The sequence below is a fragment of the Pseudomonas sp. AC172 genome, from assembly GCF_979258595.1.
Genome location: NZ_OZ409868.1, coordinates 4618232 through 4642663 on the forward strand (window position 1 = coordinate 4618232; position 24432 = coordinate 4642663).

The 24432-nt window shown below is 54.8% G+C and carries 34 protein-coding genes; all 34 read right to left on the reverse strand.

The genetic code is table 11. From position 1 onward, the window contains the following. Positions 1 to 132: 132 nt before the first annotated feature. Positions 133 to 1587 carry a catalase gene (locus tag ACZ0A4_RS20845; protein WP_463576244.1) on the reverse strand — a complete coding sequence of 485 codons (1455 nt, stop codon included), beginning with the start codon at positions 1585 to 1587 and terminating at the stop codon, positions 133 to 135. 239 nt (positions 1588 to 1826) lie between these two features. Next, a complete protein-coding gene (rplQ, locus tag ACZ0A4_RS20850; protein WP_003176402.1) occupies positions 1827 to 2213 on the reverse strand; it encodes a 50S ribosomal protein L17 in 387 nt (128 codons plus the stop codon). 42 nt (positions 2214 to 2255) lie between these two features. Further along, positions 2256 to 3257: a DNA-directed RNA polymerase subunit alpha gene (locus ACZ0A4_RS20855; protein WP_003186012.1), complete on the reverse strand. Its 1002-nt coding sequence runs from the start codon at positions 3255 to 3257 to the stop codon at positions 2256 to 2258. A 22-nt stretch (positions 3258 to 3279) separates the two neighbouring features. Then, positions 3280 to 3900, reverse strand: coding sequence for a 30S ribosomal protein S4 (gene rpsD, locus ACZ0A4_RS20860; protein WP_003176404.1), 621 nt, complete (start codon positions 3898 to 3900; stop codon positions 3280 to 3282). Between the two features lie 18 nt (positions 3901 to 3918). Then, on the reverse strand, positions 3919 to 4308 hold the full coding sequence (rpsK, locus tag ACZ0A4_RS20865) for a 30S ribosomal protein S11 (RefSeq protein WP_002555466.1): 390 nt from the start codon (positions 4306 to 4308) through the stop codon (positions 3919 to 3921). A gap of 30 nt (positions 4309 to 4338) precedes the next feature. Beyond that, positions 4339 to 4695 (reverse strand): 30S ribosomal protein S13, encoded by a 357-nt coding sequence (gene rpsM, locus ACZ0A4_RS20870; protein WP_009045849.1) that lies wholly within the window; start codon positions 4693 to 4695, stop codon positions 4339 to 4341. A 130-nt stretch (positions 4696 to 4825) separates the two neighbouring features. Next, complete coding sequence (gene rpmJ / locus ACZ0A4_RS20875) at positions 4826 to 4942, reverse strand: 50S ribosomal protein L36 (RefSeq protein ID WP_002555468.1); 117 nt, start codon at positions 4940 to 4942, stop codon at positions 4826 to 4828. Between the two features lie 27 nt (positions 4943 to 4969). Next, positions 4970 to 6298, reverse strand: a complete 1329-nt coding sequence (secY, locus tag ACZ0A4_RS20880; RefSeq protein WP_003228718.1) for a preprotein translocase subunit SecY — start codon at positions 6296 to 6298, stop codon at positions 4970 to 4972. Further along, on the reverse strand, positions 6299 to 6736 hold the full coding sequence (gene rplO / locus ACZ0A4_RS20885; RefSeq protein WP_003228720.1) for a 50S ribosomal protein L15: 438 nt from the start codon (positions 6734 to 6736) through the stop codon (positions 6299 to 6301). Between the two features lie 3 nt (positions 6737 to 6739). Then, a complete protein-coding gene (rpmD, locus tag ACZ0A4_RS20890; protein ID WP_003176408.1) occupies positions 6740 to 6916 on the reverse strand; it encodes a 50S ribosomal protein L30 in 177 nt (58 codons plus the stop codon). 2 nt (positions 6917 to 6918) lie between these two features. Next, positions 6919 to 7419: a 30S ribosomal protein S5 gene (gene rpsE / locus ACZ0A4_RS20895; RefSeq protein WP_003186035.1), complete on the reverse strand. Its 501-nt coding sequence runs from the start codon at positions 7417 to 7419 to the stop codon at positions 6919 to 6921. Positions 7420 to 7422: 3 nt separating this feature from the next. Next, positions 7423 to 7773 carry a 50S ribosomal protein L18 gene (rplR, locus tag ACZ0A4_RS20900; RefSeq protein ID WP_003186037.1) on the reverse strand — a complete coding sequence of 117 codons (351 nt, stop codon included), beginning with the start codon at positions 7771 to 7773 and terminating at the stop codon, positions 7423 to 7425. Between the two features lie 10 nt (positions 7774 to 7783). Next, positions 7784 to 8317 (reverse strand): 50S ribosomal protein L6, encoded by a 534-nt coding sequence (gene rplF / locus ACZ0A4_RS20905; protein ID WP_003176412.1) that lies wholly within the window; start codon positions 8315 to 8317, stop codon positions 7784 to 7786. Positions 8318 to 8329: 12 nt separating this feature from the next. Then, a complete protein-coding gene (gene rpsH, locus ACZ0A4_RS20910) occupies positions 8330 to 8722 on the reverse strand; it encodes a 30S ribosomal protein S8 (RefSeq protein WP_077574736.1) in 393 nt (130 codons plus the stop codon). A 209-nt stretch (positions 8723 to 8931) separates the two neighbouring features. Beyond that, positions 8932 to 9237, reverse strand: coding sequence for a 30S ribosomal protein S14 (rpsN, locus tag ACZ0A4_RS20915; protein WP_003228726.1), 306 nt, complete (start codon positions 9235 to 9237; stop codon positions 8932 to 8934). Between the two features lie 13 nt (positions 9238 to 9250). Next, positions 9251 to 9790, reverse strand: coding sequence for a 50S ribosomal protein L5 (rplE, locus tag ACZ0A4_RS20920; RefSeq protein ID WP_003176415.1), 540 nt, complete (start codon positions 9788 to 9790; stop codon positions 9251 to 9253). A gap of 20 nt (positions 9791 to 9810) precedes the next feature. Further along, a complete protein-coding gene (gene rplX / locus ACZ0A4_RS20925) occupies positions 9811 to 10125 on the reverse strand; it encodes a 50S ribosomal protein L24 (RefSeq protein WP_008081905.1) in 315 nt (104 codons plus the stop codon). 11 nt (positions 10126 to 10136) lie between these two features. Further along, complete coding sequence (gene rplN / locus ACZ0A4_RS20930) at positions 10137 to 10505, reverse strand: 50S ribosomal protein L14 (protein WP_002555479.1); 369 nt, start codon at positions 10503 to 10505, stop codon at positions 10137 to 10139. A gap of 23 nt (positions 10506 to 10528) precedes the next feature. Beyond that, entirely contained in the window at positions 10529 to 10795 is a 267-nt protein-coding gene (gene rpsQ, locus ACZ0A4_RS20935; protein ID WP_003194644.1) for a 30S ribosomal protein S17, read from the reverse strand. 2 nt (positions 10796 to 10797) lie between these two features. Next, positions 10798 to 10989: a 50S ribosomal protein L29 gene (gene rpmC, locus ACZ0A4_RS20940; RefSeq protein WP_002555481.1), complete on the reverse strand. Its 192-nt coding sequence runs from the start codon at positions 10987 to 10989 to the stop codon at positions 10798 to 10800. After that, positions 10989 to 11402 (reverse strand): 50S ribosomal protein L16, encoded by a 414-nt coding sequence (rplP, locus tag ACZ0A4_RS20945; RefSeq protein WP_007896757.1) that lies wholly within the window; start codon positions 11400 to 11402, stop codon positions 10989 to 10991. The genes rpmC and rplP overlap by 1 nt, the downstream gene beginning before the upstream one ends. Positions 11403 to 11414: 12 nt before the next feature. After that, on the reverse strand, positions 11415 to 12101 hold the full coding sequence (gene rpsC, locus ACZ0A4_RS20950; protein ID WP_003176422.1) for a 30S ribosomal protein S3: 687 nt from the start codon (positions 12099 to 12101) through the stop codon (positions 11415 to 11417). A 13-nt stretch (positions 12102 to 12114) separates the two neighbouring features. After that, positions 12115 to 12447: a 50S ribosomal protein L22 gene (gene rplV / locus ACZ0A4_RS20955; RefSeq protein ID WP_003103908.1), complete on the reverse strand. Its 333-nt coding sequence runs from the start codon at positions 12445 to 12447 to the stop codon at positions 12115 to 12117. Positions 12448 to 12458: 11 nt separating this feature from the next. After that, on the reverse strand, positions 12459 to 12734 hold the full coding sequence (gene rpsS / locus ACZ0A4_RS20960) for a 30S ribosomal protein S19 (protein WP_011336172.1): 276 nt from the start codon (positions 12732 to 12734) through the stop codon (positions 12459 to 12461). 16 nt (positions 12735 to 12750) lie between these two features. Continuing rightward, positions 12751 to 13575, reverse strand: coding sequence for a 50S ribosomal protein L2 (gene rplB, locus ACZ0A4_RS20965; RefSeq protein WP_003228734.1), 825 nt, complete (start codon positions 13573 to 13575; stop codon positions 12751 to 12753). A gap of 14 nt (positions 13576 to 13589) precedes the next feature. Continuing rightward, a complete protein-coding gene (rplW, locus tag ACZ0A4_RS20970) occupies positions 13590 to 13889 on the reverse strand; it encodes a 50S ribosomal protein L23 (protein WP_002555488.1) in 300 nt (99 codons plus the stop codon). Next, the gene (gene rplD / locus ACZ0A4_RS20975) at positions 13886 to 14488 is read right to left on the reverse strand and encodes a 50S ribosomal protein L4 (protein WP_007918468.1); all 603 of its coding nucleotides are present in this window, start codon (positions 14486 to 14488) and stop codon (positions 13886 to 13888) included. Before rplD ends, rplW begins: the two co-directional genes overlap by 4 nt. 12 nt (positions 14489 to 14500) lie before the next feature. Next, positions 14501 to 15136 carry a 50S ribosomal protein L3 gene (gene rplC, locus ACZ0A4_RS20980; protein ID WP_003228738.1) on the reverse strand — a complete coding sequence of 212 codons (636 nt, stop codon included), beginning with the start codon at positions 15134 to 15136 and terminating at the stop codon, positions 14501 to 14503. Between the two features lie 80 nt (positions 15137 to 15216). After that, on the reverse strand, positions 15217 to 15528 hold the full coding sequence (gene rpsJ / locus ACZ0A4_RS20985; RefSeq protein ID WP_003186070.1) for a 30S ribosomal protein S10: 312 nt from the start codon (positions 15526 to 15528) through the stop codon (positions 15217 to 15219). A 158-nt stretch (positions 15529 to 15686) separates the two neighbouring features. Further along, positions 15687 to 16880 carry an elongation factor Tu gene (tuf, locus tag ACZ0A4_RS20990; RefSeq protein WP_007918472.1) on the reverse strand — a complete coding sequence of 398 codons (1194 nt, stop codon included), beginning with the start codon at positions 16878 to 16880 and terminating at the stop codon, positions 15687 to 15689. Positions 16881 to 16911: 31 nt separating this feature from the next. Then, positions 16912 to 19017: an elongation factor G gene (gene fusA, locus ACZ0A4_RS20995; RefSeq protein WP_463576245.1), complete on the reverse strand. Its 2106-nt coding sequence runs from the start codon at positions 19015 to 19017 to the stop codon at positions 16912 to 16914. Positions 19018 to 19047: 30 nt separating this feature from the next. Beyond that, positions 19048 to 19521 (reverse strand): 30S ribosomal protein S7, encoded by a 474-nt coding sequence (rpsG, locus tag ACZ0A4_RS21000; protein WP_007916467.1) that lies wholly within the window; start codon positions 19519 to 19521, stop codon positions 19048 to 19050. Between the two features lie 107 nt (positions 19522 to 19628). Next, entirely contained in the window at positions 19629 to 20000 is a 372-nt protein-coding gene (gene rpsL, locus ACZ0A4_RS21005; RefSeq protein ID WP_003186084.1) for a 30S ribosomal protein S12, read from the reverse strand. A 216-nt stretch (positions 20001 to 20216) separates the two neighbouring features. Beyond that, on the reverse strand, positions 20217 to 24416 hold the full coding sequence (rpoC, locus tag ACZ0A4_RS21010; protein WP_007916472.1) for a DNA-directed RNA polymerase subunit beta': 4200 nt from the start codon (positions 24414 to 24416) through the stop codon (positions 20217 to 20219). Positions 24417 to 24432: the final 16 nt, after the last annotated feature.

The window sequence follows — 24432 nt, forward strand, 5'->3', positions numbered from 1 at the left end:
CTTGAAAGTCTGTAGTTTGAACCAACATGACTGGAAGGTCACCCGTTCCACGCAATAAAAGCGAAGATATTCTGAGAAAAGCGGCCTAAATAACGCAAAAACCGCCCAAATGAGGGCGGTTCTGCTTCTCGTTTAGACTTCGTTAAGCTGTACGTTCAGCAGCTTTGCGATTGCTTCTCCATACGCCGGGTCGGCTTTGTAGAAATGCTGCAACTGACGGTCGACGACATCACTGGAAACGCCCGCCATGGCGCCGGCGATGTTGCTGACCAGAAGCGCTTTTTGCTCGTCACTCATCAAGCGGTACAACGCACCGGCGTGGCTGAAGTAATCGGTGTCTTCGCGATGATCGTAACGATCAGCCGCACCACTCAGGGCCAGTGCAGGCTCTGCGTAACGCGGAGCTTGTTTCGGCGCTTCGGTGTAACTATTCGGCTCGTAATTAGGCGCTGCACCACCGTTGCTACCGAACGCCATCGAGCCATCGCGCTGGTAAGTGTTCACCGGGCTGCGTGGCGCGTTCACCGGCAGTTGCTGGTGATTGGTGCCGACACGGTAACGGTGGGCGTCGGCGTAAGCGAATACGCGACCTTGCAGCATGCGATCCGGCGACAAACCTACACCCGGCACCATGTTGCTTGGGCCGAACGCGGCTTGCTCGACTTCAGCGAAGTAGTTCTGCGGGTTGCGGTTCAGCTCCAGCTCACCCACCTCGATCAACGGGAATTCTTTTTGCGACCATGTTTTGGTCACGTCGAACGGGTTCTCGTAATGCGCTGCGGCCTGGGCTTCAGTCATGATCTGGATGCATACGCGCCATTTCGGGAATTCACCGCGCTCGATCGCTTCGAACAGATCACGCTGGGCGTAATCCGGATCGGTGCCAGCCAACCGCGCAGCATCGGCCGGAGCCAGATTCTTGATGCCTTGCTTGGTCTTGTAGTGCCATTTCACCCAGTGACGCTCACCTGTAGCGCTGATCAGGCTGTAGGTGTGGCTGCCGAAGCCGTGCATGTGACGGTAACCGTCCGGGATGCCTCGATCGGAGAACAGAATGGTGACCTGGTGCAGCGCTTCAGGCGAATGCGACCAGAAGTCCCACATCATCTGCGCGCTTTTCAGGTTGCTTTGCGGCAGACGTTTTTGCGTGTGGATAAAGTCAGGGAATTTAAGTGGATCGCGAATGAAGAACACTGGCGTGTTGTTGCCAACGATGTCCCAGTTACCTTCATCGGTGTAGAACTTCAACGCGAAACCGCGTGGATCGCGCTCGGTGTCAGCCGAACCGCGTTCACCGCCGACCGTCGAGAAACGCAGGAACGTCGGGGTTTGCTTGCCAACAGTTTCAAACAACTTGGCACTGGTGTACTCGGTAATGTCACGAGTCACTGTGAAAGTGCCGTATGCACCCGAGCCCTTGGCGTGTACACGACGTTCAGGAATGTTTTCACGGTTGAAGTGCGCAAGCTTCTCGAGCAGGTGGAAATCGTCGAGCAGCAGCGGGCCACGAGGGCCAGCGGAGCGAGAATTCTGGTTATCAGCGACAGGTGCGCCACTGGCGGTAGTAAGCGTTTTAATCTGGCTCATACGGTCTTCTTCCTCTGTCAGTCTTGAAACTGCCGGCTAATCGGCTTGGTGGGAAGTATTGATCATCCATGTGACGGCCACAAATTCATTAACTTGCGCACATCGATAGATAATTACTAATTATATTCCCAGCACATAGTGACAACAGAGACATGTCAGAAGCTTGTATGAACAGCGCATTTTCTTGCACGCACAAAAAACCGGGCACTAGGCCCGGTTCTTTGTTTCAGACTGACGTCTTACTCGGCGGATACAGCTTCGCCAGCAGTAGCACGATCAACCAACTCGACGTACGCCATAGGCGCGTTGTCGCCAGCGCGGAAACCGCACTTGAGGATGCGCAGGTAGCCACCCTCACGGGTAGCGTAACGCTTGCCCAGGTCGTTGAAGAGCTTACCAACGATAGCTTTCGAACGAGTACGGTCGAAAGCCAGACGGCGGTTAGCCAGGCTATCTGTCTTGGCCAGAGTGATCAGCGGCTCAGCAACGCGACGCAGTTCTTTGGCTTTTGGCAGAGTAGTTTTGATCAGCTCGTGCTCGAACAGCGACACCGCCATGTTTTGGAACATGGCCTTGCGGTGCGAGCTGGTGCGGCTCAGGTGACGACCACTTTTACGATGACGCATGGTTCATTCCTTACCAAACACTACGTTCGGTGATTACGACGATCAGGCAGTCGCCTTGTCGTCCTTCTTAAGACTTGCAGGCGGCCAGTTGTCGAGGCGCATGCCGAGGGACAGACCGCGGGAGGCCAGAACGTCCTTGATTTCAGTCAAGGATTTCTTGCCAAGGTTCGGAGTCTTCAACAGCTCTACTTCGGTACGCTGAATCAGGTCACCGATGTAGTAGATGTTTTCCGCCTTAAGGCAGTTAGCCGAACGTACAGTCAGTTCCAGATCGTCAACCGGGCGAAGCAGGATCGGATCGATCTCGTCTTCCTGCTCGACAACCACTGGCTCACTGTCACCTTTGAGGTCGACGAACGCAGCCAACTGCTGTTGCAGGATGGTTGCAGCGCGGCGGATAGCCTCTTCAGGATCCAGAGTACCGTTGGTTTCCAGATCAATAACCAGCTTGTCCAGGTTGGTACGCTGCTCGACACGGGCGTTTTCCACCACGTATGCGATACGGCGAACCGGGCTGAACGAAGAGTCAAGCTGCAAGCGACCGATGCTGCGGCTTTCGTCTTCATCGCTCTGACGCGAGTCGGCTGGTTCATAACCACGACCACGAGCTACGGTGAGCTTCATGTTCAGGGCGCCGTTAGACGCCAGGTTAGCGATTACGTGATCGGGATTAACGATCTCGACATCATGATCCAGCTGAATATCGGCAGCGGTAACCACCCCCGAACCCTTCTTCGACAAGGTCAGCGTAACTTCGTCACGACCGTGCAGCTTGATGGCCAGACCTTTAAGGTTCAACAGGATTTCAATTACGTCTTCCTGTACACCTTCGATGGCGCTGTACTCGTGGAGCACACCGTCAATCTCGGCCTCGACTACTGCGCAGCCGGGCATTGAGGACAACAGGATGCGTCGCAGCGCGTTGCCCAGGGTGTGGCCAAAACCACGCTCGAGAGGCTCGAGAGTGATCTTGGCGCGGGTTGGACTGACAACCTGCACATCAATGTGGCGGGGTGTCAGGAACTCATTTACCGAAATCTGCATGGATGCACCTATTTTCTAGCCCTTACTTGGAGTAGAGCTCGACAATCAGGCTTTCGTTGATGTCGGCGGACAGATCACTGCGAGCAGGAACGTTCTTGAAAACGCCCGACTTCTTCTCAGTGTCTACTTCTACCCATTCTACGCGGCCACGTTGGGCACACAGATCGAGAGCTTGGACAATGCGAAGTTGGTTTTTTGCTTTCTCGCGAACTGCAACCACGTCACCAGCACGAACCTGATACGACGGAACGTTTACGGTCTGACCGTTAACGCTGATCGACTTGTGCGATACCAGCTGACGGGATTCGGCACGAGTCGAACCAAAGCCCATACGGTATACAACGTTGTCCAGACGGCATTCGAGCAGTTGCAGCAGGTTTTCACCGGTTGCACCTTTCTTGCCAGCAGCTTCTTTGTAGTAGCCGCTGAACTGACGCTCGAGAACGCCGTAGATACGACGGACCTTCTGCTTTTCACGCAGTTGGGTGCCGTAGTCGGACTGGCGACCGCGGCGTTGGCCGTGGATACCAGGTGCTGCTTCAATGTTGCACTTCGATTCGATCGCGCGCACGCCGCTCTTCAGAAAGAGATCGGTGCCTTCGCGACGAGCGAGTTTGCATTTTGGACCAATGTAACGAGCCATTCTTTACAATCTCCTGGATTACACGCGGCGCTTCTTCGGCGGACGGCACCCGTTGTGCGGGATTGGCGTCACGTCGGTGATGCTGGCGATCTTGTAGCCACAGCCGTTCAAAGCGCGGACTGCGGATTCACGACCTGGACCTGGACCCTTGACGTTAACGTCGAGGTTTTTCAGGCCGTATTCCAGCGCAGCTTGACCAGCACGTTCAGCAGCTACTTGAGCAGCAAACGGGGTGGACTTGCGGGAACCGCGGAAACCCGAACCACCGGAGGTAGCCCAAGAAAGCGCGTTACCTTGACGGTCGGTGATGGTCACGATGGTGTTGTTAAAAGAAGCATGGATGTGGGCGATGCCATCAACCACTGTCTTTTTAACTTTTTTACGAGGACGAGCAGCAGGTTTTGCCATGATTAATTTCCTGTCGATTCGCGTGGGCGATTACTTGCGGATCGGCTTACGCGGACCTTTACGGGTACGCGCGTTAGTCTTGGTACGCTGACCGCGTACTGGAAGACCACGACGATGACGCAGACCACGGTAGCAACCGAGGTCCATCAAACGCTTGATTTTCATGTTGATTTCGCGACGCAGGTCACCTTCAGTGGTGAACTTCGCCACTTCGCCACGCAACTGCTCAATCTGCTCGTCGCTCAGATCTTTGATCTTTGCGGCTGGGTTTACCCCAGTCTCTGCGCAAATTTTCTGCGCAGTAGTGCGACCAACACCATAGATGTAGGTCAGCGAGATAACAGTATGCTTGTTATCTGGAATGTTAACGCCTGCAATACGGGCCATTCAGTGGGACTCCAATTGACAGCTACCTACGCCCCGGAAGCCAAGAAATAGGGCGCGAGATAATATCGCTGTAATAACAAATAATCAACCCGGTAGCGCACTAGCTACCGGGCTTGAAGCACAATCACACTCAGCCTTGGCGCTGTTTGTGACGCGGTTCCGCGCTGCAAATTACTCGAACAACACCTTCGCGGCGAATAATCTTGCAGTTACGGCACAGCTTTTTCACCGATGCACGAACTTTCATCACCAACTCCTCGAACCTTATGGGTACTCAGCGCAACATGCCGCTGCCGTAACCCTTCAGGTTGGCTTTCTTCATCAGGGATTCGTACTGGTGCGAAACGAGGTGCGATTGTACTTGGGACATGAAGTCCATCACAACCACGACCACGATCAGCAACGAGGTCCCGCCAAGGTAGAACGGAACGTTTGCTGCAACCACCAGGAACTGGGGCAACAAGCACACGGCCGTCATGTAAAGAGCACCGAACATGGTCAAGCGAGTCAGAACGCCATCAATGTAGCGCGCAGACTGCTCACCTGGACGGATGCCCGGAATAAAGGCACCGGACTTCTTCAGGTTTTCCGCTACGTCTTTCGGATTGAACATCAACGCCGTATAGAAGAAGCAGAAGAAAATAATCCCTGCACTAAACAGCAGAATATTCAACGGCTGACCAGGAGCGATCGACTGCGAGATGTCCTGCAACCAGCCCATACCTTCAGACTGACCGAACCAGGCACCCAACGAAGCCGGGAACAGCAAAATGCTGCTCGCGAAGATAGCCGGAATAACGCCGGCCATGTTCACCTTAAGCGGCAAGTGGCTTGTCTGTGCAGCAAAAACCTTACGGCCCTGCTGACGCTTGGCGTAGTGAACAGCAATACGACGCTGACCACGCTCAATGAACACCACGAAACCGATAATCGCTACTGCCAGCAAACCGATGGCAACCAAGGCGAAGATGTTGATATCACCCTGACGCGCAGACTCGAAAGACTGCCCGATTGCTCTCGGAAGACCGGCGACGATACCCGAAAAAATCAACATCGAGATACCGTTGCCTACACCACGCTCAGTAATCTGCTCACCCAGCCACATCATGAACATCGCACCAGCCACAAACGTGGATACCGCGACGAAATGGAAGCCAAAGTCACCAGTGAACGCAACGCCCTGCCCCGCCAGACCAATGGACATGCCAATAGCCTGAACGAGAGCAAGGACGACGGTGCCGTAGCGGGTGTACTGGCTAATCTTGCGACGGCCAGCTTCACCTTCCTTCTTCAACTGCTCCAACTGCGGGCTGACGGCGGTCATCAATTGCATGATGATCGATGCCGAAATGTACGGCATGATCCCCAGTGCAAAGATGCTCATCCGTTCCAGCGCGCCGCCGGAGAACATGTTGAACAAGCTAAGAATGGTCCCCTCATTCTGTCGAAACAGGTCTGCGAGTCGGTCCGGGTTGATACCTGGAACCGGGATGTGTGCGCCTATTCGGTAGACGATAATCGCCAGGAACAGAAAACGCAGACGAGCCCAGAGTTCAGACATACCGCCTTTGCCGAGCGCAGAGAGAGCACCTTGCTTAGCCATTTATTCCTCGAACTTGCCGCCAGCTGCTTCGATAGCCGCACGCGCACCTTTGGTGGCGCCGATTCCCTTGCCGATAGTGACAGCGCGAGTCACTTCACCGGACAGCATGATTTTCACACGCTGTACGTTGACGTTGATCACGTTGGCATCTTTCAGGGACTGCACGGTGACGATGTCGCCTTCCACTTTAGCCAGTTCGGAAAGACGCACTTCTGCGCGATCCATGGCTTTCAGGGAAACGAAACCGAACTTCGGCAGGCGACGATGCAGCGGCTGTTGACCGCCTTCAAAGCCTGGAGCAATGGTGCCACCGGAGCGGGAGGTCTGACCTTTGTGACCACGGCCACCAGTCTTACCCAAACCGCTACCGATACCACGGCCCGGACGATGCTTTTCGCGACGGGAACCCGGCGCTGGACTCAGATCATTGAGTTTCATCGATTAACCCTCGACACGCAGCATGTAGTAAGCCTTGTTGATCATCCCGCGATTCTCGGGAGTATCCTGGACTTCTACAGTGTGACCGATGCGACGCAGACCCAGACCCTTAACGCACAGTTTGTGGTTAGGGATGCGGCCGGTCATGCTTTTGATCAGCGTTACTTTAACGGTAGCCATGATCAGAAGATCTCCTTGACGCTTTTGCCACGCTTGGCGGCAATGGATTCAGGAGACTGCATAGCTTTCAAACCTTTGAAAGTGGCGTGAACCACGTTTACCGGGTTAGTCGAGCCGTAGCACTTGGCCAGAACGTTCTGAACGCCAGCAACTTCGAGGACAGCACGCATAGCGCCGCCAGCGATGATACCGGTACCTTCAGAAGCAGGCTGCATGTACACCTTCGAAGCGCCGTGAGCGGACTTCATTGCGTACTGCAGAGTGGTGCCGTTCAGATCAACTTGGATCATGTTGCGGCGAGCAGCTTCCATTGCCTTCTGGATCGCAGCAGGCACTTCACGCGACTTGCCACGGCCGAAGCCAACACGCCCTTTACCATCACCAACCACGGTCAACGCGGTGAAAGTGAAGATACGGCCGCCTTTAACGGTTTTGGCTACGCGGTTAACTTGAACCAGCTTCTCAATGTAGCCTTCGTCGCGCTTTTGGTCGTTATTTGACATAACTTAGAACTCCAGCCCAGCTTCACGAGCAGCATCAGCCAGCGCTTTAACGCGGCCGTGGTACTTGAAGCCAGAGCGGTCGAAAGCCACTTGCGAGACGCCCGCGGCCTTAGCACGCGTAGCGACCAGCTGGCCAACCTTTGTGGCCGCGTCGATGTTGCCAGTGGCGCCATCACGCAGTTCTTTATCCAAAGTCGAGGCGCTTGCCAGGACTTTGTTGCCGTCGGCCGAGATGACCTGGGCGTAGATGTGCTGCGACGAGCGGAACACGCAGAGACGCACGACTTCTAGTTCGTGCATTTTCAGGCGTGCTTTGCGAGCGCGACGCAGTCGAGTAACTTTTTTGTCGGTCATTTGCTATGCCCTACTTCTTCTTGGCTTCTTTACGACGGACGACTTCGTCCGCGTAGCGCACACCTTTGCCTTTGTACGGCTCTGGTGGACGGAAGTCGCGGATCTCAGCGGCCACTTGACCTACCAGCTGCTTGTCGATGCCCTTGATCAGGATATCGGTCTGGCTAGGAGTCTCAGCGGTGATGCCTTCCGGCAGTTCGTAATCCACTGGGTGCGAGAAGCCAAGGGCCAGGTTCAGAACCGTGCCTTTTGCTTGCGCCTTGTAACCAACACCGACCAGCTGGAGCTTGCGCTCGAAGCCTTGGCTTACGCCTTGGACCATGTTGTTTACCAACGCACGCGTGGTACCGGCCATTGCGCGAGTTTGTTGATCGCCATTGCGAGCAGCGAAACGCAGCTCACCAGCTTCTTCAACGATCTCAACGGACGAATGGATGTTCAGTTCAAGAGTACCCTTGGCACCCTTCACCGAAAGCTGTTGGCCTGCGAATTTTACTTCGACACCGGCTGGCAGCTTAACGGGGTTCTTAGCGACGCGAGACATGCTTATCCCCCCTTAGAACACAGTGCAAAGAACTTCGCCGCCGACACCGGCAGCGCGCGCAGCACGATCCGTCATCACACCTTTGTTGGTGGAGACGATAGACACGCCAAGACCGCCACGAACTTTCGGCAGATCTTCAACGGACTTGTACTGACGCAGGCCTGGACGACTAACGCGCTTCACTTCTTCGATAACCGGACGGCCTTCGAAGTACTTCAGCTCGATGGACAACGACGGCTTAGCGTCGGTGGTGATCTGAAAATCCGCGATGTAACCTTCGTCCTTCAGGACTTTTGCTACAGCCGCCTTCAACGTGGAAGATGGCATGCTTACGACAGACTTTTCAGCCATCTGGGCATTACGGATTCGAGTTAGCATGTCCGCTAACGGGTCCTGCATACTCATGGGCTAGACGCTCCTAATACAGAAAAATTAGCCTTGCGGCTACTACTTGTCGCCGAGAACTTCCGGGCATGAAAAACACGGGCTCAGGCGAGCCGGTCATTCTAGACATACCCCAGAAATGAATCAAGCCCCAAAAGGGGCTTGATTCAGATTCAAGGCCACCGATGGTCAGGTTCTCGCGAACCCGAACATCGAGACTTTGACAGCAATTACCAGCTGGCTTTAACCAGACCTGGTACGTCACCACGCATTGCAGCTTCACGCAACTTGTTACGGCCAAGGCCGAACTTGCGGTAAACGCCGTGCGGACGACCAGTCAGGCGGCAACGGTTACGCATGCGCGAAGCGCTTGCGTCACGTGGTTGCTTCTGCAGAGCTACGGTAGCTTCCCAACGTGCTTCTGGACTTGCGTTCAGATCAACGATGATAGCTTTCAGCGCTGCACGCTTGGTGGCGTACTTGGCAACGGTGAGCTGACGCTTCAGCTCACGGTTTTTCATGCTCTTCTTGGCCATTTTCCTACTCCAATCAGTTGCGGAACGGGAATTTGAAAGCACGCAGCAGAGCGCGGCCTTCATCATCGTTCTTGGCAGTGGTGGTCAGGGTAATGTCCAGACCGCGGAGAGCATCGATCTTGTCGTAGTCGATTTCCGGGAAAATGATCTGCTCTTTCACGCCCATGCTGTAGTTACCACGACCATCGAAGGACTTGGCATTCAGGCCGCGGAAGTCGCGAACCCGAGGCAGGGAGATCGACAGCAGACGATCCAGGAACTCATACATACGCTCACGGCGCAGAGTCACTTTGACGCCGATCGGCCATCCTTCACGGACTTTAAAGCCAGCGATGGATTTACGAGCGTAGGTCACAACGACTTTTTGGCCGGTGATCTTTTCCAGGTCAGCAACAGCATGCTCGATGACTTTCTTGTCACCAACAGCCTCGCCCAGACCCATGTTCAGGGTGATCTTTGTAACGCGTGGAACTTCCATCACGTTCGAAAGCTTAAGTTCTTCCTTAAGCTTCGGTGCGATTTCCTTCCAGTAAATCTCTTTTAGTCGTGCCATGGTCTTCTACCTAGCAGTGTTCAAGCATCAACCGCTTTTTGGGTCGACTTGAAGACACGAATTTTCTTGCCGTCTTCTACTTTGAAACCAACGCGGTCAGCCTTGTTGGTTTCGCCGTTGAAAATGGCGACGTTAGAAGCGTCCAGTGGAGCCTCTTTTTCGACGATACCGCCTTGTACGCCCGACATCGGGTTAGGCTTGGTATGACGCTTGACCAGGTTCAGACCGCTAATAACCAGACGGTTATTAGCAAGAACCTTAAGCACCTTACCGCGCTTACCTTTGTCTTTGCCGGCGATCACGATGATCTCGTCGTCACGACGAATCTTTTGCATGTCGGATCTCCTTACAGCACTTCTGGGGCGAGCGAGACGATCTTCATGAACTTCTCAGTACGAAGTTCACGGGTCACTGGCCCAAAGATACGGGTGCCGATCGGCTCTTGCTTGTTGTTCAGAAGAACAGCAGCGTTGCCATCAAAGCGGATAATGGAGCCATCAGCACGACGTACGCCGTGACGAGTGCGGACTACAACAGCAGTCATCACTTGGCCTTTTTTCACTTTACCGCGAGGAATTGCTTCCTTCACGGTAACTTTGATGATGTCACCGATACCAGCGTAACGACGATGGGAGCCACCCAGCACCTTGATGCACATAACACGGCGAGCGCCGCTGTTATCGGCCACATCGAGCATGGATTGAGTCTGAATCATATAATTTCTCCGACCCCTAGTCCTTAGACTTCCACAGCGCGTTCGAGAACATCAACCAGCGCCCAAGACTTGGTCTTGGCCATAGGACGAGTTTCACGAATAGTGACTTTGTCGCCGATGTGGCACTGGTTGGTTTCGTCGTGCGCGTGCAGCTTAGTCGAACGCTTAACGTATTTACCGTAGATCGGGTGCTTTACGCGACGCTCGATCAGTACGGTGATGGTTTTGTCCATCTTGTCGCTGACAACACGGCCAGTCAGCGTACGGACAGTTTTTTCGGCTTCAGCCATGATCACTTACCTGCCTGCTGGTTGAGCACAGTCTTCACGCGAGCGATGTCACGCTTAACTTGCGAGAGCAGATGAGACTGCCCCAACTGGCCAGTTGCTTTCTGCATGCGCAGATTGAACTGGTCGCGCAGCAAGCCGAGCAGTTGCTCGTTCAGCTGCTGTGCGGATTTTTCACGAAGTTCATTCGCTTTCATCACATCACCGTCCGTTTAACAAAGGCGGTGGCGAGCGGCAGCTTTGCAGCAGCCAGGGCAAAAGCCTCACGCGCCAGCTCTTCAGAAACACCCTCGATTTCATACAGGACTTTGCCTGGCTGAATCTGGGCAACCCAGTACTCCACACTACCCTTACCTTTACCCATACGAACTTCGAGGGGCTTTTTGGAAATAGGCTTGTCCGGGAATACACGGATCCAGATCTTGCCGCCACGTTTAACGTGACGGGTCAGAGCACGACGCGCTGACTCGATCTGACGAGCGGTGAGACGACCACGAGCTACAGACTTCAGCGCGAACTCGCCGAAGCTGACTTTGCTACCGCGCTGAGCCAGACCACGGTTGTGGCCTGTCATCTGCTTGCGGAACTTCGTACGCTTAGGTTGCAACATTTGGCGTACCCCTTACTTAGCAGCTTTTTTACGAGGCGCTGGTGCTTGTGGTTTCAGCTCTTCTTGGCGACCACCAATTACTTCGCCTTTGAAGATCCAAACCTTTACACCGATCACACCGTAAGTGGTGTGAGCTTCGTAGTTGGCATAGTCGATGTCGGCACGCAGGGTGTGCAATGGCACACGACCTTCGCGATACCATTCAGTACGTGCGATTTCAGCACCGCCGAGACGACCGCTCACTTGGATTTTGATGCCCTTGGCACCAATGCGCATGGCGTTCTGAACTGCGCGCTTCATAGCGCGACGGAACATTACACGGCGCTCCAGCTGCTGAGCTACGCTCTGCGCAACCAGCATACCGTCGAGCTCCGGCTTGCGGATCTCTTCGATATTGATGTGCACAGGCACACCCATTTGCTTGGTCAGGTCCTGACGCAGTTTCTCAACATCTTCACCTTTCTTCCCGATAACGATACCTGGACGAGCGGTGTGGATGGTGATACGTGCAGTTTGGGCCGGACGATGGATATCGATACGGCTTACGGACGCGCTTTTTAGTTTGTCTTGGAGATACTCACGCACTTTCAGATCTGCGAACAAGTAGTCCGCATAAGTCCGACCGTCTGCGTACCAGACGGAGGTGTGCTCCTTGACGATTCCCAGGCGAATGCCAATGGGATGTACTTTCTGACCCATCTCTTCGACTCCGTTACTTGTCAGCAACCTTGACAGTGATATGGCAAGACCGCTTGACGATGCGATCAGCACGGCCTTTGGCACGTGGCATGATGCGCTTCAGCGAACGCCCTTCGTTGACGAAAACGGTGCTGACCTTCAGGTCATCAACGTCTGCGCCTTCGTTATGCTCGGCGTTGGCTACGGCCGACTCCAGCACTTTCTTCATGATCTCGGCGGCTTTCTTACTGCTGAAAGCCAACAAGTTGAGCGCTTCGCCCACCTTCTTCCCGCGGATCTGGTCGGCGACCAAGCGGGCTTTCTGGGCGGAGATTCGAGCGCCCGACAACTTAGCGGCTACTTCCATTTCCTAACCCCTTAACGCTTGGCTTTCTTGTCAGCCACGTGCCCGCGATAGTTGCGGGTACCGGCGAACTCGCCCAGTTTGTGGCCGACCATGTCTTCGTTAACGAGAACTGGGACGTGCTGACGACCGTTGTGTACTGCGATGGTCAGACCGACCATTTGTGGCAGGATCATCGAACGACGCGACCAAGTCTTAATTGGTTTGCGATCGTTCTTTTCCGCCGCCACTTCGATCTTCTTCAGTAGGTGAAGATCAATAAAAGGACCTTTTTTCAGAGAACGTGGCACTGTCGTATCCCTCTATTTACTTGCGACGACGGACGATCATTTTGTCGGTACGCTTATTACCACGAGTCTTCGCGCCCTTAGTCGGGAAGCCCCATGGCGATACCGGATGACGACCACCAGAGGTACGACCTTCACCACCACCATGTGGGTGGTCAACCGGGTTCATGGCAACACCACGAACGGTTGGGCGAACGCCACGCCAGCGCTTGGCACCAGCTTTACCCAGCGAACGCAGGCTGTGCTCGGAGTTCGAGACTTCGCCCAGGGTCGCACGGCATTCAGCCAGGACTTTACGCATTTCACCGGAACGCAGACGCAGGGTAACGTAAACGCCTTCACGAGCGATCAGCTGAGCCGAAGCACCAGCGGAACGAGCGATCTGTGCGCCTTTACCTGGCTTCAGTTCGATGCCGTGTACGGTAGAACCGACTGGAATGTTGCGCAGTTGCAGAGCGTTGCCTGGCTTGATTGGAGCCAGAGCGCCTGCGATCAGCTGGTCGCCAGCACTCACGCCTTTAGGGGCGATGATGTAGCGGCGCTCGCCGTCTGCGTAGCAAAGCAGTGCGATGTGAGCAGTACGGTTTGGATCGTATTCGATACGCTCGACAGTGGCGACGATGCCATCTTTGTCGTTGCGACGGAAATCGACCATACGATAATGCTGCTTATGACCACCACCGATGTGACGCGTGGTAATACGGCCATTGTTGTTACGACCACCAGTCTTCGATTTTTTCTCGAGCAGCGGTGCGTGAGGAGCGCCTTTATGCAGCTCCTGGTTGACCACCTTGACCACAAAACGGCGGCCAGGGGAAGTCGGTTTGCATTTAACGATTGCCATGATGCACCCCTTCCTTACTCAGCACTGCTGCTGAAATCGAGATCTTGGCCTGGCTGAAGGGAGATAACTGCCTTCTTCCAGTCATTACGCTTGCCCAGACCGCGAGCAGTGCGCTTGCTCTTACCCAGAACATTCAGGGTAGTGACGCGCTCTACTTTCACGCTGAACAGGCTTTCGACGGCCTTCTTGATTTCCAGCTTGGTTGCGTCAGTAGCAACCTTGAAAACGAACTGGCCTTTCTTGTCTGCCAGAACCGTAGCCTTCTCGGAAACGTGCGGGCCAAGCAGAACTTTAAATACGCGTTCCTGGTTCATCCCAGCAGCTCCTCGAATTTCTTCACGGCCGACACGGTGATCAACACCTTGTCGTATGCGATCAGACTAACTGGATCGGAACCTTGAACGTCACGTACATCTACGTGCGGCAGGTTACGAGCAGCCAGGTACAGGTTCTGATCAACAGCGTCCGACACGATCAAAACGTCGGTCAGGCTCATGTTGTTCAGCTTGCCCAGCAGATCTTTGGTTTTCGGAGTTTCAACAGCGAAATCCTGAACCACGACCAGACGATCAGTACGCACCAGCTCAGCAAGGATGGAGCGCATTGCTGCGCGATACATCTTCTTGTTCAGCTTCTGGGAGTGATCCTGTGGACGTGCTGCAAAAGTGGTACCGCCGCCACGCCAGATTGGGCTACGGATAGTACCGGCACGAGCACGGCCAGTACCTTTCTGACGCCATGGGCGCTTACCGCCACCACGAACGTCGGAACGGGTCTTCTGCTGCTTGGTACCTTGACGGCCGCCAGCCATGTAGGCCACGACTGCTTGGTGAACCAGCGTCTCGTTGAATTCGCCGCCAAATGTCAGTTCGGAAACTTCGATCGCTTGAGCGTCATTTACATTTAATTGCATGTCAGCTTCCCCTTAACCGCGAGCCTTGGCTGCTGGACGTACAACCAGGTTGCCGCCAGTAGCGCCAGGAACAGCACCCTTGACCAACAACAGATTGCGTTCAGCGTCCACGCGCACTACTTCCAGGGACTGCACGGTCACGCGCTCAGCGCCCATATGACCGGACATTTTCTTGCCCTTGAATACACGACCAGGAGTCTGGCACTGGCCGATAGAGCCTGGGACGCGGTGGGATACGGAGTTACCGTGGGTGTTATCTTGCCCGCGGAAATTCCAACGCTTGATCGTACCCTGGAAGCCTTTACCCTTGGACTGACCGGTTACATCAACCAGTTGACCAGCGGCGAAGATTTCAGCGTTGATCAGATCGCCAGCCTGGTACTCGCCTTCTTCAAGGCGGAATTCCATGGTAGTGCGACCAGCGGCAACGTTCGCTTTAGCGAAGTGGCCAGCCTGAGCTGCTGTTACACGCGAAGCACGACGCTCGCCGACAGTGACTTGCACTGCACGATAGCCATCGGTCTCTTCAGTTTTGAACTGGGTGACGCGATTCGGCTCGATCTCAATGACCGTGACCGGAATGGAGACACCTTCTTCGGTGAAAATACGGGTCATACCGCATTTACGACCGACTACACCAATAGTCATGTTGTAAACCTCATGAGTGTACGGGGCTTTCACCCGCTATGGCCGCCCATTTCAGAGCGTTACACGACTAAGACCGAGTCTTAGCCGAGGCTGATCTGCACTTCCACACCGGCCGCAAGATCAAGCTTCATAAGTGCATCAACGGTTTTATCCGTTGGCTGGACGATGTCCAGAACGCGCTTATGAGTGCGGATCTCGTACTGGTCACGCGCGTCTTTGTTGACGTGCGGGGAAACCAGAACGGTGAACCGCTCTTTACGGGTAGGCAGTGGAATTGGACCACGCACTTGAGCACCAGTACGTTTCGCGGTTTCCACGATTTCCTGGGTTGATTGGTCGATCAGGCGATGGTCGAAAGCCTTCAACCTGATACGGATTTGCTGATTTTGCATTGGATTTCAGACTCCGGCTGCTATTCCCACCGAGCGCAATACGCCCGTTAAAAGGAGGCGCAATTCTATAGACGCCCCAGATAGGTGTCAACCCAATAAAAAAGCCCCCGCTGAGCGGGGGCTTTTTCAAATCATCAAGCAATCTCTACAAAAGAGAATTAAGCGATGATTTTGGCTACGACGCCAGCGCCGACGGTACGACCGCCTTCACGGATAGCGAAACGCAGACCGTCTTCCATTGCGATGGTTTTGATCAGGGTAACAGTCATCTGAATGTTGTCACCTGGCATTACCATTTCAACGCCTTCTGGCAGCTCGCAGTTACCAGTCACGTCAGTAGTACGGAAGTAGAACTGTGGACGGTAGCCTTTGAAGAACGGAGTATGACGGCCGCCTTCTTCCTTGCTCAGAACGTAAACTTCTGCGGTGAAAGTGGTGTGCGGCTTAACCGAACCCGGCTTAACCAGAACCTGACCACGCTCAACGTCGTCACGCTTGGTACCACGCAGCAGAACGCCGCAGTTCTCGCCAGCACGACCTTCGTCGAGCAGCTTGCGGAACATTTCAACACCGGTGCAAGTAGTAACGGTGGTGTCACGCAGACCAACGATTTCCAGCGGATCCTGAACGCGAACGATACCGCGCTCGATACGACCAGTCACAACAGTACCGCGACCGGAGATCGAGAATACGTCTTCGATTGGCATCAGGAACGGCTTGTCGGTCACACGAACTGGTTCTGGGATGTAGCTGTCCAGAGTCTCAACCAGTTTCTTGACGGCAGTGGTGCCCATCTCGTTGTCGTCTTTGCCTTCCAGCGCCATACGAGCCGAACCGATGATGATTGGAGTGTCATCGCCCGGGAAGTCGTAAGTCGACAGCAGGTCGCGAACTTCCATCTCAACCAGTTCCAGCAGCTCAGCGTCGTCTACCAGGTCAGCCTTGTTCAGGAAAACCACGATGTACGGAACGCCAACCTGACGGGACAGCAGGATGTGCTCACGGGTTTGTGGCATCGGACCATCAGCGGCCGAGCAAACCAGAATAGCGCCGTCCATTTGAGCAGCACCGGTGATCATGTTCTTCACATAGTCAGCGTGACCTGGGCAGTCAACGTGAGCGTAGTGACGGATCTTCGAGTTGTACTCAACGTGTGCGGTGTTGATGGTGATACCGCGAGCTTTCTCTTCCGGTGCGCTGTCGATCTTGTCGAAGTCAACGATTGCCGAACCGAAAACTTCGGAGCAAACGCGAGTCAGAGCAGCAGTCAGAGTGGTTTTACCGTGGTCAACGTGACCGATGGTGCCAACGTTGACGTGCGGTAGGGAACGATCAAATTTTTCTTTAGCCACGACAATTAACTCCTAGCCTAAAGGGGCTGAATCAGCCTTGTTTTTTGGTTACGGATTCGACGATGTGCGACGGAGCCGTATCGTATTTTTTGAATTCCATAGAGTAGCTTGCGCGACCCTGGGACATGGAACGAACGTCGGTCGCATAACCGAACATCTCACCCAGTGGAACCTCGGCACGGATAACCTTGCCGGACACTGTGTCTTCCATACCCTGGATCATGCCGCGACGACGGTTAAGGTCGCCCATCACATCACCCATATAGTCTTCAGGCGTAACAACCTCTACTGCCATGATCGGCTCAAGCAACTCACCACCGCCCTTCTGGGCCAGTTGCTTGGTCGCCATGGAGGCAGCCACTTTAAACGCCATCTCGTTGGAGTCGACGTCGTGGTAAGAACCATCGAACACGGTAGCCTTCAGGCCGATCAGCGGATAGCCGGCAACAACGCCGTTCTTCATCTGCTCTTCGATACCCTTCTGGATAGCCGGGATGTATTCCTTAGGAACCACACCACCTACAACTTCGTTCACGAATTGCAGACCTTCCTGACCTTCGTCAGCAGGAGCAAAACGAATCCAGCAGTGACCGAACTGGCCGCGACCACCGGACTGACGAACGAACTTGCCTTCGATTTCACAGTTCTTCGTGATGCGCTCACGATACGAAACCTGAGGCTTGCCGATGTTGGCTTCGACGTTGAACTCACGGCGCATCCGGTCAACCAGGATGTCCAGGTGCAGCTCGCCCATGCCGGAGATGATCGTTTGACCAGTCTCTTCATCAGTTTTAACGCGGAAAGACGGGTCTTCCTGAGCAAGCTTGCCCAGTGCGATACCCATTTTTTCCTGGTCATCCTTGGTCTTAGGCTCTACGGCAACCGAAATAACCGGCTCCGGGAAGTCCATGCGAACCAGGATGATTGGCTTGTCAGCGTTGCAGAGGGTTTCACCAGTGGTGACGTCCTTCATGCCGATCAGGGCCGCGATGTCACCAGCGCGCACTTCCTTGATCTCTTCACGGGCGTTTGCGTGCATTTGCACCATACGACCCACGCGCTCTTTTTTACCTTTAACCGAGTTGATCACGCCGTCGCCGGAGTTCAACACGCCCGAGTAAACGCGGACGAAGGTCAAGGTACCCACGAATGGGTCGGTAGCGATCTTGAACGCCAGAGCCGAGAACGGCTCCGCATCGTCTGCATGACGCTCCAGCTCGATTTCCTCGTTATCCGGGTCAGTACCCTTGATAGCAGGAATGTCGGTTGGCGCAGGCAGGAAGTCGATAACGGCGTCGAGAACCAGGGGAACGCCCTTGTTCTTGAACGAAGAACCGCAAACAGCCAGTACGATTTCGCCGGCGATAGTACGCTGACGCAAAGCAGCTTTGATCTCTACGATCGTCAGCTCTTCGCCTTCAAGGTACTTGTTCATCAGCTCTTCGTTGGCTTCGGCAGCAGCCTCAACCATGTTGTTGCGCCACTCTTCAGCCAGCTCTTGCAGCTCAGCAGGGATGTCCTTGCGAACAGGGACCATACCTTTGTCAGAGTCATTCCAGTAGACAGCTTGCATGTTGATCAGATCGATCTGACCCTGGAAGTTGTCTTCGGAACCGATGGCCAACTGGATTGGCACCGGAGTGTGACCCAGACGCTGCTTGATCTGACCGATCACGCGCAGGAAGTTGGCGCCAGCACGGTCCATCTTGTTTACGTAAACAAGACGTGGAACGCCGTACTTGTTGGCTTGACGCCATACGGTTTCCGACTGAGGCTCAACACCCGAAGTACCACAGAACACAACGACAGCGCCGTCGAGTACGCGCAGGGAGCGTTCAACTTCAATAGTGAAGTCAACGTGGCCCGGGGTATCGATTACGTTGAAGCGATGCTCGTCCTTGTACTGCTTCTCGGAACCTTTCCAGAAGGCGGTAATAGCAGCAGAAGTAATGGTAATACCACGCTCCTGCTCCTGAACCATCCAGTCTGTGGTCGCGGCGCCGTCATGCACCTCGCCCATTTTGTGACTTTTGCCGGTGTAAAAAAGGACGCGCTCGGTGGTGGTGGTTTTACCAGCATCCACGTGAGCGACGATACCGATGTTACGGTAGCGGCTAATCGGAGTAGTACGAGCCATAAAGCCCTCGCAAAATTAGTGAAGCTAAAATTAGAAGCGGTAGTGCGAGAAAGCTTTGTTAGCTTCAGCCATACGGTGCACGTCTTCACGCTTCTTAACAGCAGCACCTTTACCTTCAGCAGCATCCAGCAGTTCGCCAGCCAAACGCAGAGCCATAGACTTCTCGCCACGCTTACGGGCGAAGTCTACCAACCAGCGCATTGCCAGAGCGTTACGACGGGAAGGACGAACCTCGACCGGAACCTGGTAAGTAGCACCACCAACGCGGCGCGACTTCACTTCGACCAGCGGAGCGATGGCGTCGAGTGCTTTTTCGAAGAGTTCCAGGGGATCGGTGCCAGCCTTACGGGTCGCAACGGTTTCCAGGGCACCATAAACGATACGCTCGGCAACGGCTTTCTTGCCGCTTTCCATAACGTGGTTCATGAATTTGGCGAGGATCTGGCTTCCGTATTTCGGATCGTCCAGAATCTCACGCTTTGCTGCTACGCGACGTCTTGGCATGATAAGCCCTCAAGCGGTCTTCAGGTTAGCTCGGGACAGATCCAATGGATGCGTGCCCGACCTTACTCTTATCGACTCAATAAAATGAAAATCTGCAAAACGGCCGATTACTTCGGACGCTTGGTACCGTACTTCGAACGACCCTGGTTACGACCTTTAACGCCGGAAGTATCCAAGGAGCCGCGAACGGTGTGGTAACGAACACCTGGCAAGTCTTTTACACGACCGCCGCGGATCAGTACCACGCTGTGCTCTTGCAGGTTGTGACCTTCACCACCGATGTACGAGGAAACCTCGAAACCGTTGGTCAGGCGCACACGGCATACTTTACGCAGTGCCGAGTTAGGTTTTTTCGGCGTAGTGGTGTACACACGGGTGCACACGCCACGACGTTGCGGGCAGTTCTGCAGCGCAGGTACGTCGGATTTCTCGACGATACGCTTACGCGGCTGACGTACCAGCTGGTTGATAGTTGCCATCTACTAGCTCCACTGTTGTCTTGCGACGCTATTGTCTTGCAAGAAAAGCAAAATGGCAGGAACGAATTCCCGCCAAATTTAGGGGATCAAGAGTCTAAAGAGGATCTTGTCCCCAGTCAAGGCAAGGCCCCGACCTCCCCGCCCCTCGAACCTCGACAAATTGTCTCGATTCGATGAACGGAGCGATCAGGGCCTTACGCTCATTTATCGCAGAACTCAGTTACCGCTCGAGTTCAGCGCTTCGGTCAGTGCAGCTTCCACTTCACTGGCGCTTACGCGCAACGGCTTGTCTGCCTCACGGCGACGCTTGCGCTCGCTGTGATATGCCAGGCCGGTACCTGCCGGGATCAGACGACCCACGACAACGTTTTCTTTCAGGCCGCGCAGGTAATCGCGCTTGCCGGTGACTGCCGCTTCGGTCAGTACGCGAGTGGTTTCCTGGAAGGAAGCCGCCGAGATGAACGATTCGGTGGACAACGACGCCTTGGTGATACCCAACAGAACGCGAGTGTACTTGGAGACGAACTTGTCTTCGCCGCCCAGACGCTCGTTCTCTACCAGTACGTGAGTCAGTTCCATCTGGTCGCCCTTGATGAAACTCGAATCGCCGGATTCAGCGATTTCAACTTTACGCAGCATCTGACGCAGGATGGTCTCGATGTGCTTGTCGTTGATCTTCACGCCTTGCAGACGGTAAACGTCCTGGATCTCGTTAACGATGTACTTGGCCAGCGCGCTCACACCCAGCAGACGCAGGATGTCATGCGGATCGCTTGGACCGTCGGAGATAACTTCGCCGCGGTTTACCTGTTCGCCTTCGAACACGTTCAGGTGACGCCACTTCGGAATCAGCTCTTCGTACGGATCGGTACCGTCGTTCGGGGTAATAACCAGACGGCGCTTGCCTTTGGTTTCTTTACCGAACGCAATGGTGCCGCTGACTTCAGCCAGAATCGACGCTTCTTTCGGACGACGAGCTTCGAACAAGTCGGCAACACGCGGCAGACCACCGGTGATGTCACGGGTCTTCGAAGTTTCTTGCGGGATACGCGCGATAACATCACCGATCGCGATCTTCGCACCGTCCGCAACACCGACCAGGGCGTTGGCTGGCAGGAAGTACTGAGCGATAACGTCAGTGCCTGGCAGCAACAGATCCTTGCCGTTGTCATCGACCATCTTCACTGCTGGACGGATTTCTTTGCCCGCAGCTGGACGATCTTTCGCGTCGAGTACTTCAATGTTGGTCATACCGGTCAATTCGTCAGTCTGACGCTTGATCGTGATGCCTTCTTCCATGCCCACGTAGGTCACGGTACCTTTCATTTCGGTAACGATCGGGTGAGTGTGCGGATCCCACTTGGCCACGATTGCGCCAGCGTCGACCTTGTCACCCTCTTTAACCGAAATCACAGCACCGTACGGCAGCTTGTAACGCTCGCGCTCACGACCGAAGTCATCAGCGATGGCCAGCTCACCGGAACGGGACACAGCTACCAAGTGACCATCCACTCGCTCAACATGCTTCAGGTTATGCAGACGGACGGTACCGCCATTCTTCACCTGAACGCTGTCGGCTGCGGAAGTACGGCTTGCCGCACCACCGATGTGGAACGTACGCATCGTCAGCTGGGTACCCGGCTCACCGATGGACTGGGCAGCAATAACGCCGACCGCTTCACCGATGTTCACCTGGTGACCACGAGCCAGATCACGGCCGTAGCACTTGGCGCAAATGCCATAGCGGGTTTCGCAGCTGATCGGCGAACGCACGATCACTTCGTCGATGCTGTTCAGCTCGATGAACTCGACCCACTTCTCGTCTACCAGAGTGCCGGCAGGAACGATAACGTCCTCGGTACCTGGCTTGAATACGTCACGGGCAATAACACGACCCAATACGCGCTCACCCAACGGCTCTACAACGTCACCGCCTTCAATGTGCGGAGTCATCAGCAGACCGTGTTCGGTGCCGCAATCGATCTCGGTTACAACCAGATCCTGCGCCACGTCTACCAGACGACGAGTCAGGTAACCGGAGTTCGCAGTTTTCAACGCGGTATCCGCCAGACCTTTACGAGCACCGTGAGTGGAGATGAAGTACTGAAGTACGCTCAAACCTTCACGGAAGTTCGCAGTAATCGGCGTTTCAATGATGGAACCGTCCGGCTTGGCCATCAGACCACGCATACCGGCCAGCTGACGAATCTGTGCTGCGGAACCCCGCGCACCCGAGTCAGCCATCATGTACATCGAGTTGAAAGACTCTTGATCGACTTCAACGCCGTGACGGTCGATAACCTTCTCTTTCGAGAGGTTGGCCATCATTGCCTTGGAAACTTCGTCGTTCGCTTTCGACCAAAGGTCGATCACTTTGTTGTACTTCTCGCCCTGGGTTACCAGGCCGGAGGCGTACTGGCTCTCGATCTCTTTCACTTCGTCGGTGGCAGCACCGATGATGCGGGCTTTTTCATCCGGGATAACGAAGTCGTTAACACCGATGGAAACGCCGGAGATGGTCGAGTAAGCGAAACCGGTGTACATCAACTGGTCAGCAAAGATCACGGTCTCTTTCAAACCAACCACGCGGTAGCACTGGTTGATCAGCTTGGAGATCGCCTTTTTCTTCATCGGCAGGTTGACGACGTCGTACGACAGACCTTTTGGCACAACCTGGAACAGCAGCGCACGGCCGACAGTAGTGTCGACGATACGGGTACCGCTCACGCTGTTGCCGTCACGGTCGTTTACGGTTTCGTTGATACGAACCTTGACCTTGGCGTGCAGTGCGGCTTCGCCGGCACGGAACACACGGTCAACTTCCTGCAGATCCGCGAACACACGACCCTCGCCTTTGGCGTTGATCGCTTCACGAGTCATGTAGTACAGACCCAATACAACGTCCTGCGACGGAACGATGATTGGCTCACCGTTGGCTGGCGACAGAATGTTGTTGGTCGACATCATCAACGCGCGCGCTTCCAACTGGGCTTCCAGTGTCAGCGGTACGTGCACGGCCATTTGGTCGCCGTCGAAGTCGGCGTTGTACGCGGCGCAGACCAGCGGGTGCAGCTGGATAGCCTTACCTTCGATCAGTACCGGTTCAAACGCCTGGATACCCAGACGGTGAAGGGTCGGTGCACGGTTGAGAAGAACCGGGTGTTCGCGAATCACTTCAGCGAGAACGTCCCAAACCTCTGGCAGTTCGCGCTCGACCATTTTCTTGGCCGCTTTGATGGTGGTCGCGAGACCACGCATTTCCAGCTTGCCGAAAATGAACGGTTTGAACAGCTCGAGAGCCATTTTCTTCGGCAGACCGCACTGATGCAGACGCAGGGTCGGGCCTACGGTAATTACCGAACGACCGGAGTAGTCAACACGCTTACCGAGCAAGTTCTGACGGAAACGACCTTGCTTACCCTTGATCATGTCAGCCAGGGATTTCAGAGGACGCTTGTTCGAACCGGTGATAGCGCGGCCACGACGACCGTTGTCGAGCAGAGCATCGACAGCTTCCTGCAACATACGCTTTTCGTTACGCACGATGATGTCCGGAGCGGACAGATCCAGCAGGCGCTTCAAACGGTTGTTACGGTTGATCACTCGACGATACAGATCGTTGAGGTCGGAAGTCGCGAAACGACCGCCATCCAGCGGGACCAGTGGACGCAGATCTGGCGGCAGAACCGGCAGAACGGTCAGCACCATCCACTCTGGCAGGTTGCCGGAACCCTGGAAGGCTTCCATCAACTTCAGACGCTTGGACAGCTTCTTGATCTTGGTTTCGGAGTTGGTTTGCGGAATTTCTTCACGCAGACGGCCAATCTCGTGTTCCAGGTCGATAGCGTGCAGCAGTTCACGGACAGCTTCAGCACCCATACGGGCGTCGAAGTCGTCACCGAACTCTTCCAGCGCTTCGAAGTACTGCTCGTCGTTCAGCAGCTGACCTTTTTCAAGGGTGGTCATGCCTGGATCGATAACGACATAGCTCTCGAAGTAGAGAACGCGTTCGATATCACGCAGGGTCATGTCCATCAGCAAGCCGATACGGGACGGCAGCGATTTCAGGAACCAGATGTGGGCAACCGGCGAAGCCAGTTCGATGTGCGCCATGCGCTCACGACGAACCTTGGCCAATGCAACTTCAACGCCGCACTTCTCGCAGATCACACCACGGTGCTTCAAGCGCTTGTACTTACCGCACAGGCACTCGTAATCCTTTACCGGGCCAAAGATCTTGGCGCAGAACAGACCGTCACGCTCAGGTTTGAACGTACGGTAGTTGATGGTTTCCGGCTTTTTAACTTCACCGAACGACCATGAGCGGATCATCTCAGGCGAGGCCAATCCGATACGGATGGCGTCGAACTCTTCGACTTGACCCTGGTTTTTCAGCAAATTCAGTAGGTCTTTCAAGGCCTTTCCTCCTGGC

Bases quoted from the DNA above. Each gene is read 5' to 3' on its own strand.
- rpsJ (WP_003186070.1), bottom strand. From the start codon at position 15,528: ATGCAAAATCAGCAAATCCGTATCAGGTTGAAGGCTTTCGACCATCGC.
- rpsG (WP_007916467.1), bottom strand. From the start codon at position 19,521: ATGCCAAGACGTCGCGTAGCAGCAAAGCGTGAGATTCTGGACGATCCG.
- rpsM (WP_009045849.1), bottom strand. From the start codon at position 4,695: ATGGCCCGTATTGCAGGCGTTAACATTCCAGATAACAAGCATACTGTT.
- rplX (WP_008081905.1), bottom strand. From the start codon at position 10,125: ATGCAAAAGATTCGTCGTGACGACGAGATCATCGTGATCGCCGGCAAA.
- rplD (WP_007918468.1), bottom strand. From the start codon at position 14,488: ATGCAATTAAATGTAAATGACGCTCAAGCGATCGAAGTTTCCGAACTG.
- rpsL (WP_003186084.1), bottom strand. From the start codon at position 20,000: ATGGCAACTATCAACCAGCTGGTACGTCAGCCGCGTAAGCGTATCGTC.
- rpsH (WP_077574736.1), bottom strand. From the start codon at position 8,722: ATGAGTATGCAGGACCCGTTAGCGGACATGCTAACTCGAATCCGTAAT.
- rplC (WP_003228738.1), bottom strand. From the start codon at position 15,136: ATGACTATTGGTGTAGTCGGTCGTAAATGCGGTATGACCCGTATTTTC.
- ACZ0A4_RS20855 (WP_003186012.1), bottom strand. From the start codon at position 3,257: ATGCAGATTTCGGTAAATGAGTTCCTGACACCCCGCCACATTGATGTG.
- rplR (WP_003186037.1), bottom strand. From the start codon at position 7,773: ATGACCGACAAAAAAGTTACTCGACTGCGTCGCGCTCGCAAAGCACGC.
- rpsN (WP_003228726.1), bottom strand. From the start codon at position 9,237: ATGGCCAAGAAGAGCATGAAAAACCGTGAGCTGAAGCGTCAGCTCACC.
- rpmC (WP_002555481.1), bottom strand. From the start codon at position 10,989: ATGAAAGCGAATGAACTTCGTGAAAAATCCGCACAGCAGCTGAACGAG.
- rplE (WP_003176415.1), bottom strand. From the start codon at position 9,790: ATGGCACGACTAAAAGAGATTTACTGGAAGGAAATCGCACCGAAGCTT.
- rpmD (WP_003176408.1), bottom strand. From the start codon at position 6,916: ATGGCTACCGTTAAAGTAACGCTGATCAAAAGCATGACCGGCCGCATC.
- rplF (WP_003176412.1), bottom strand. From the start codon at position 8,317: ATGTCTCGCGTCGCTAAGAACCCCGTTAAGCTGCCAGCCGGTGTCGAA.
- rplN (WP_002555479.1), bottom strand. From the start codon at position 10,505: ATGATTCAGACTCAATCCATGCTCGATGTGGCCGATAACAGCGGCGCT.
- rpsC (WP_003176422.1), bottom strand. From the start codon at position 12,101: ATGGGTCAGAAAGTACATCCCATTGGCATTCGCCTGGGAATCGTCAAG.
- rpmJ (WP_002555468.1), bottom strand. From the start codon at position 4,942: ATGAAAGTTCGTGCATCGGTGAAAAAGCTGTGCCGTAACTGCAAGATT.
- rpsE (WP_003186035.1), bottom strand. From the start codon at position 7,419: ATGTCAAATAACGACCAAAAGCGCGACGAAGGCTACATTGAGAAGCTG.
- rplB (WP_003228734.1), bottom strand. From the start codon at position 13,575: ATGGCAATCGTTAAATGCAAACCGACTTCCCCTGGCCGCCGTTTTGTG.
- rplQ (WP_003176402.1), bottom strand. From the start codon at position 2,213: ATGCGTCATCGTAAAAGTGGTCGTCACCTGAGCCGCACCAGCTCGCAC.
- fusA (WP_463576245.1), bottom strand. From the start codon at position 19,017: ATGGCTCGTACTACTCCGATTAGCCGCTACCGTAACATCGGTATCGTC.
- secY (WP_003228718.1), bottom strand. From the start codon at position 6,298: ATGGCTAAGCAAGGTGCTCTCTCTGCGCTCGGCAAAGGCGGTATGTCT.
- rplP (WP_007896757.1), bottom strand. From the start codon at position 11,402: ATGTTGCAACCTAAGCGTACGAAGTTCCGCAAGCAGATGACAGGCCAC.
- rplW (WP_002555488.1), bottom strand. From the start codon at position 13,889: ATGAACCAGGAACGCGTATTTAAAGTTCTGCTTGGCCCGCACGTTTCC.
- rplV (WP_003103908.1), bottom strand. From the start codon at position 12,447: ATGGAAGTAGCCGCTAAGTTGTCGGGCGCTCGAATCTCCGCCCAGAAA.
- rpsQ (WP_003194644.1), bottom strand. From the start codon at position 10,795: ATGGCTGAAGCCGAAAAAACTGTCCGTACGCTGACTGGCCGTGTTGTC.
- rpsK (WP_002555466.1), bottom strand. From the start codon at position 4,308: ATGGCAAAACCTGCTGCTCGTCCTCGTAAAAAAGTTAAAAAGACAGTG.
- rpsD (WP_003176404.1), bottom strand. From the start codon at position 3,900: ATGGCTCGTTACATTGGTCCAAAATGCAAACTCGCTCGTCGCGAAGGC.
- rplO (WP_003228720.1), bottom strand. From the start codon at position 6,736: ATGAAACTCAATGATCTGAGTCCAGCGCCGGGTTCCCGTCGCGAAAAG.
- ACZ0A4_RS20845 (WP_463576244.1), bottom strand. From the start codon at position 1,587: ATGAGCCAGATTAAAACGCTTACTACCGCCAGTGGCGCACCTGTCGCT.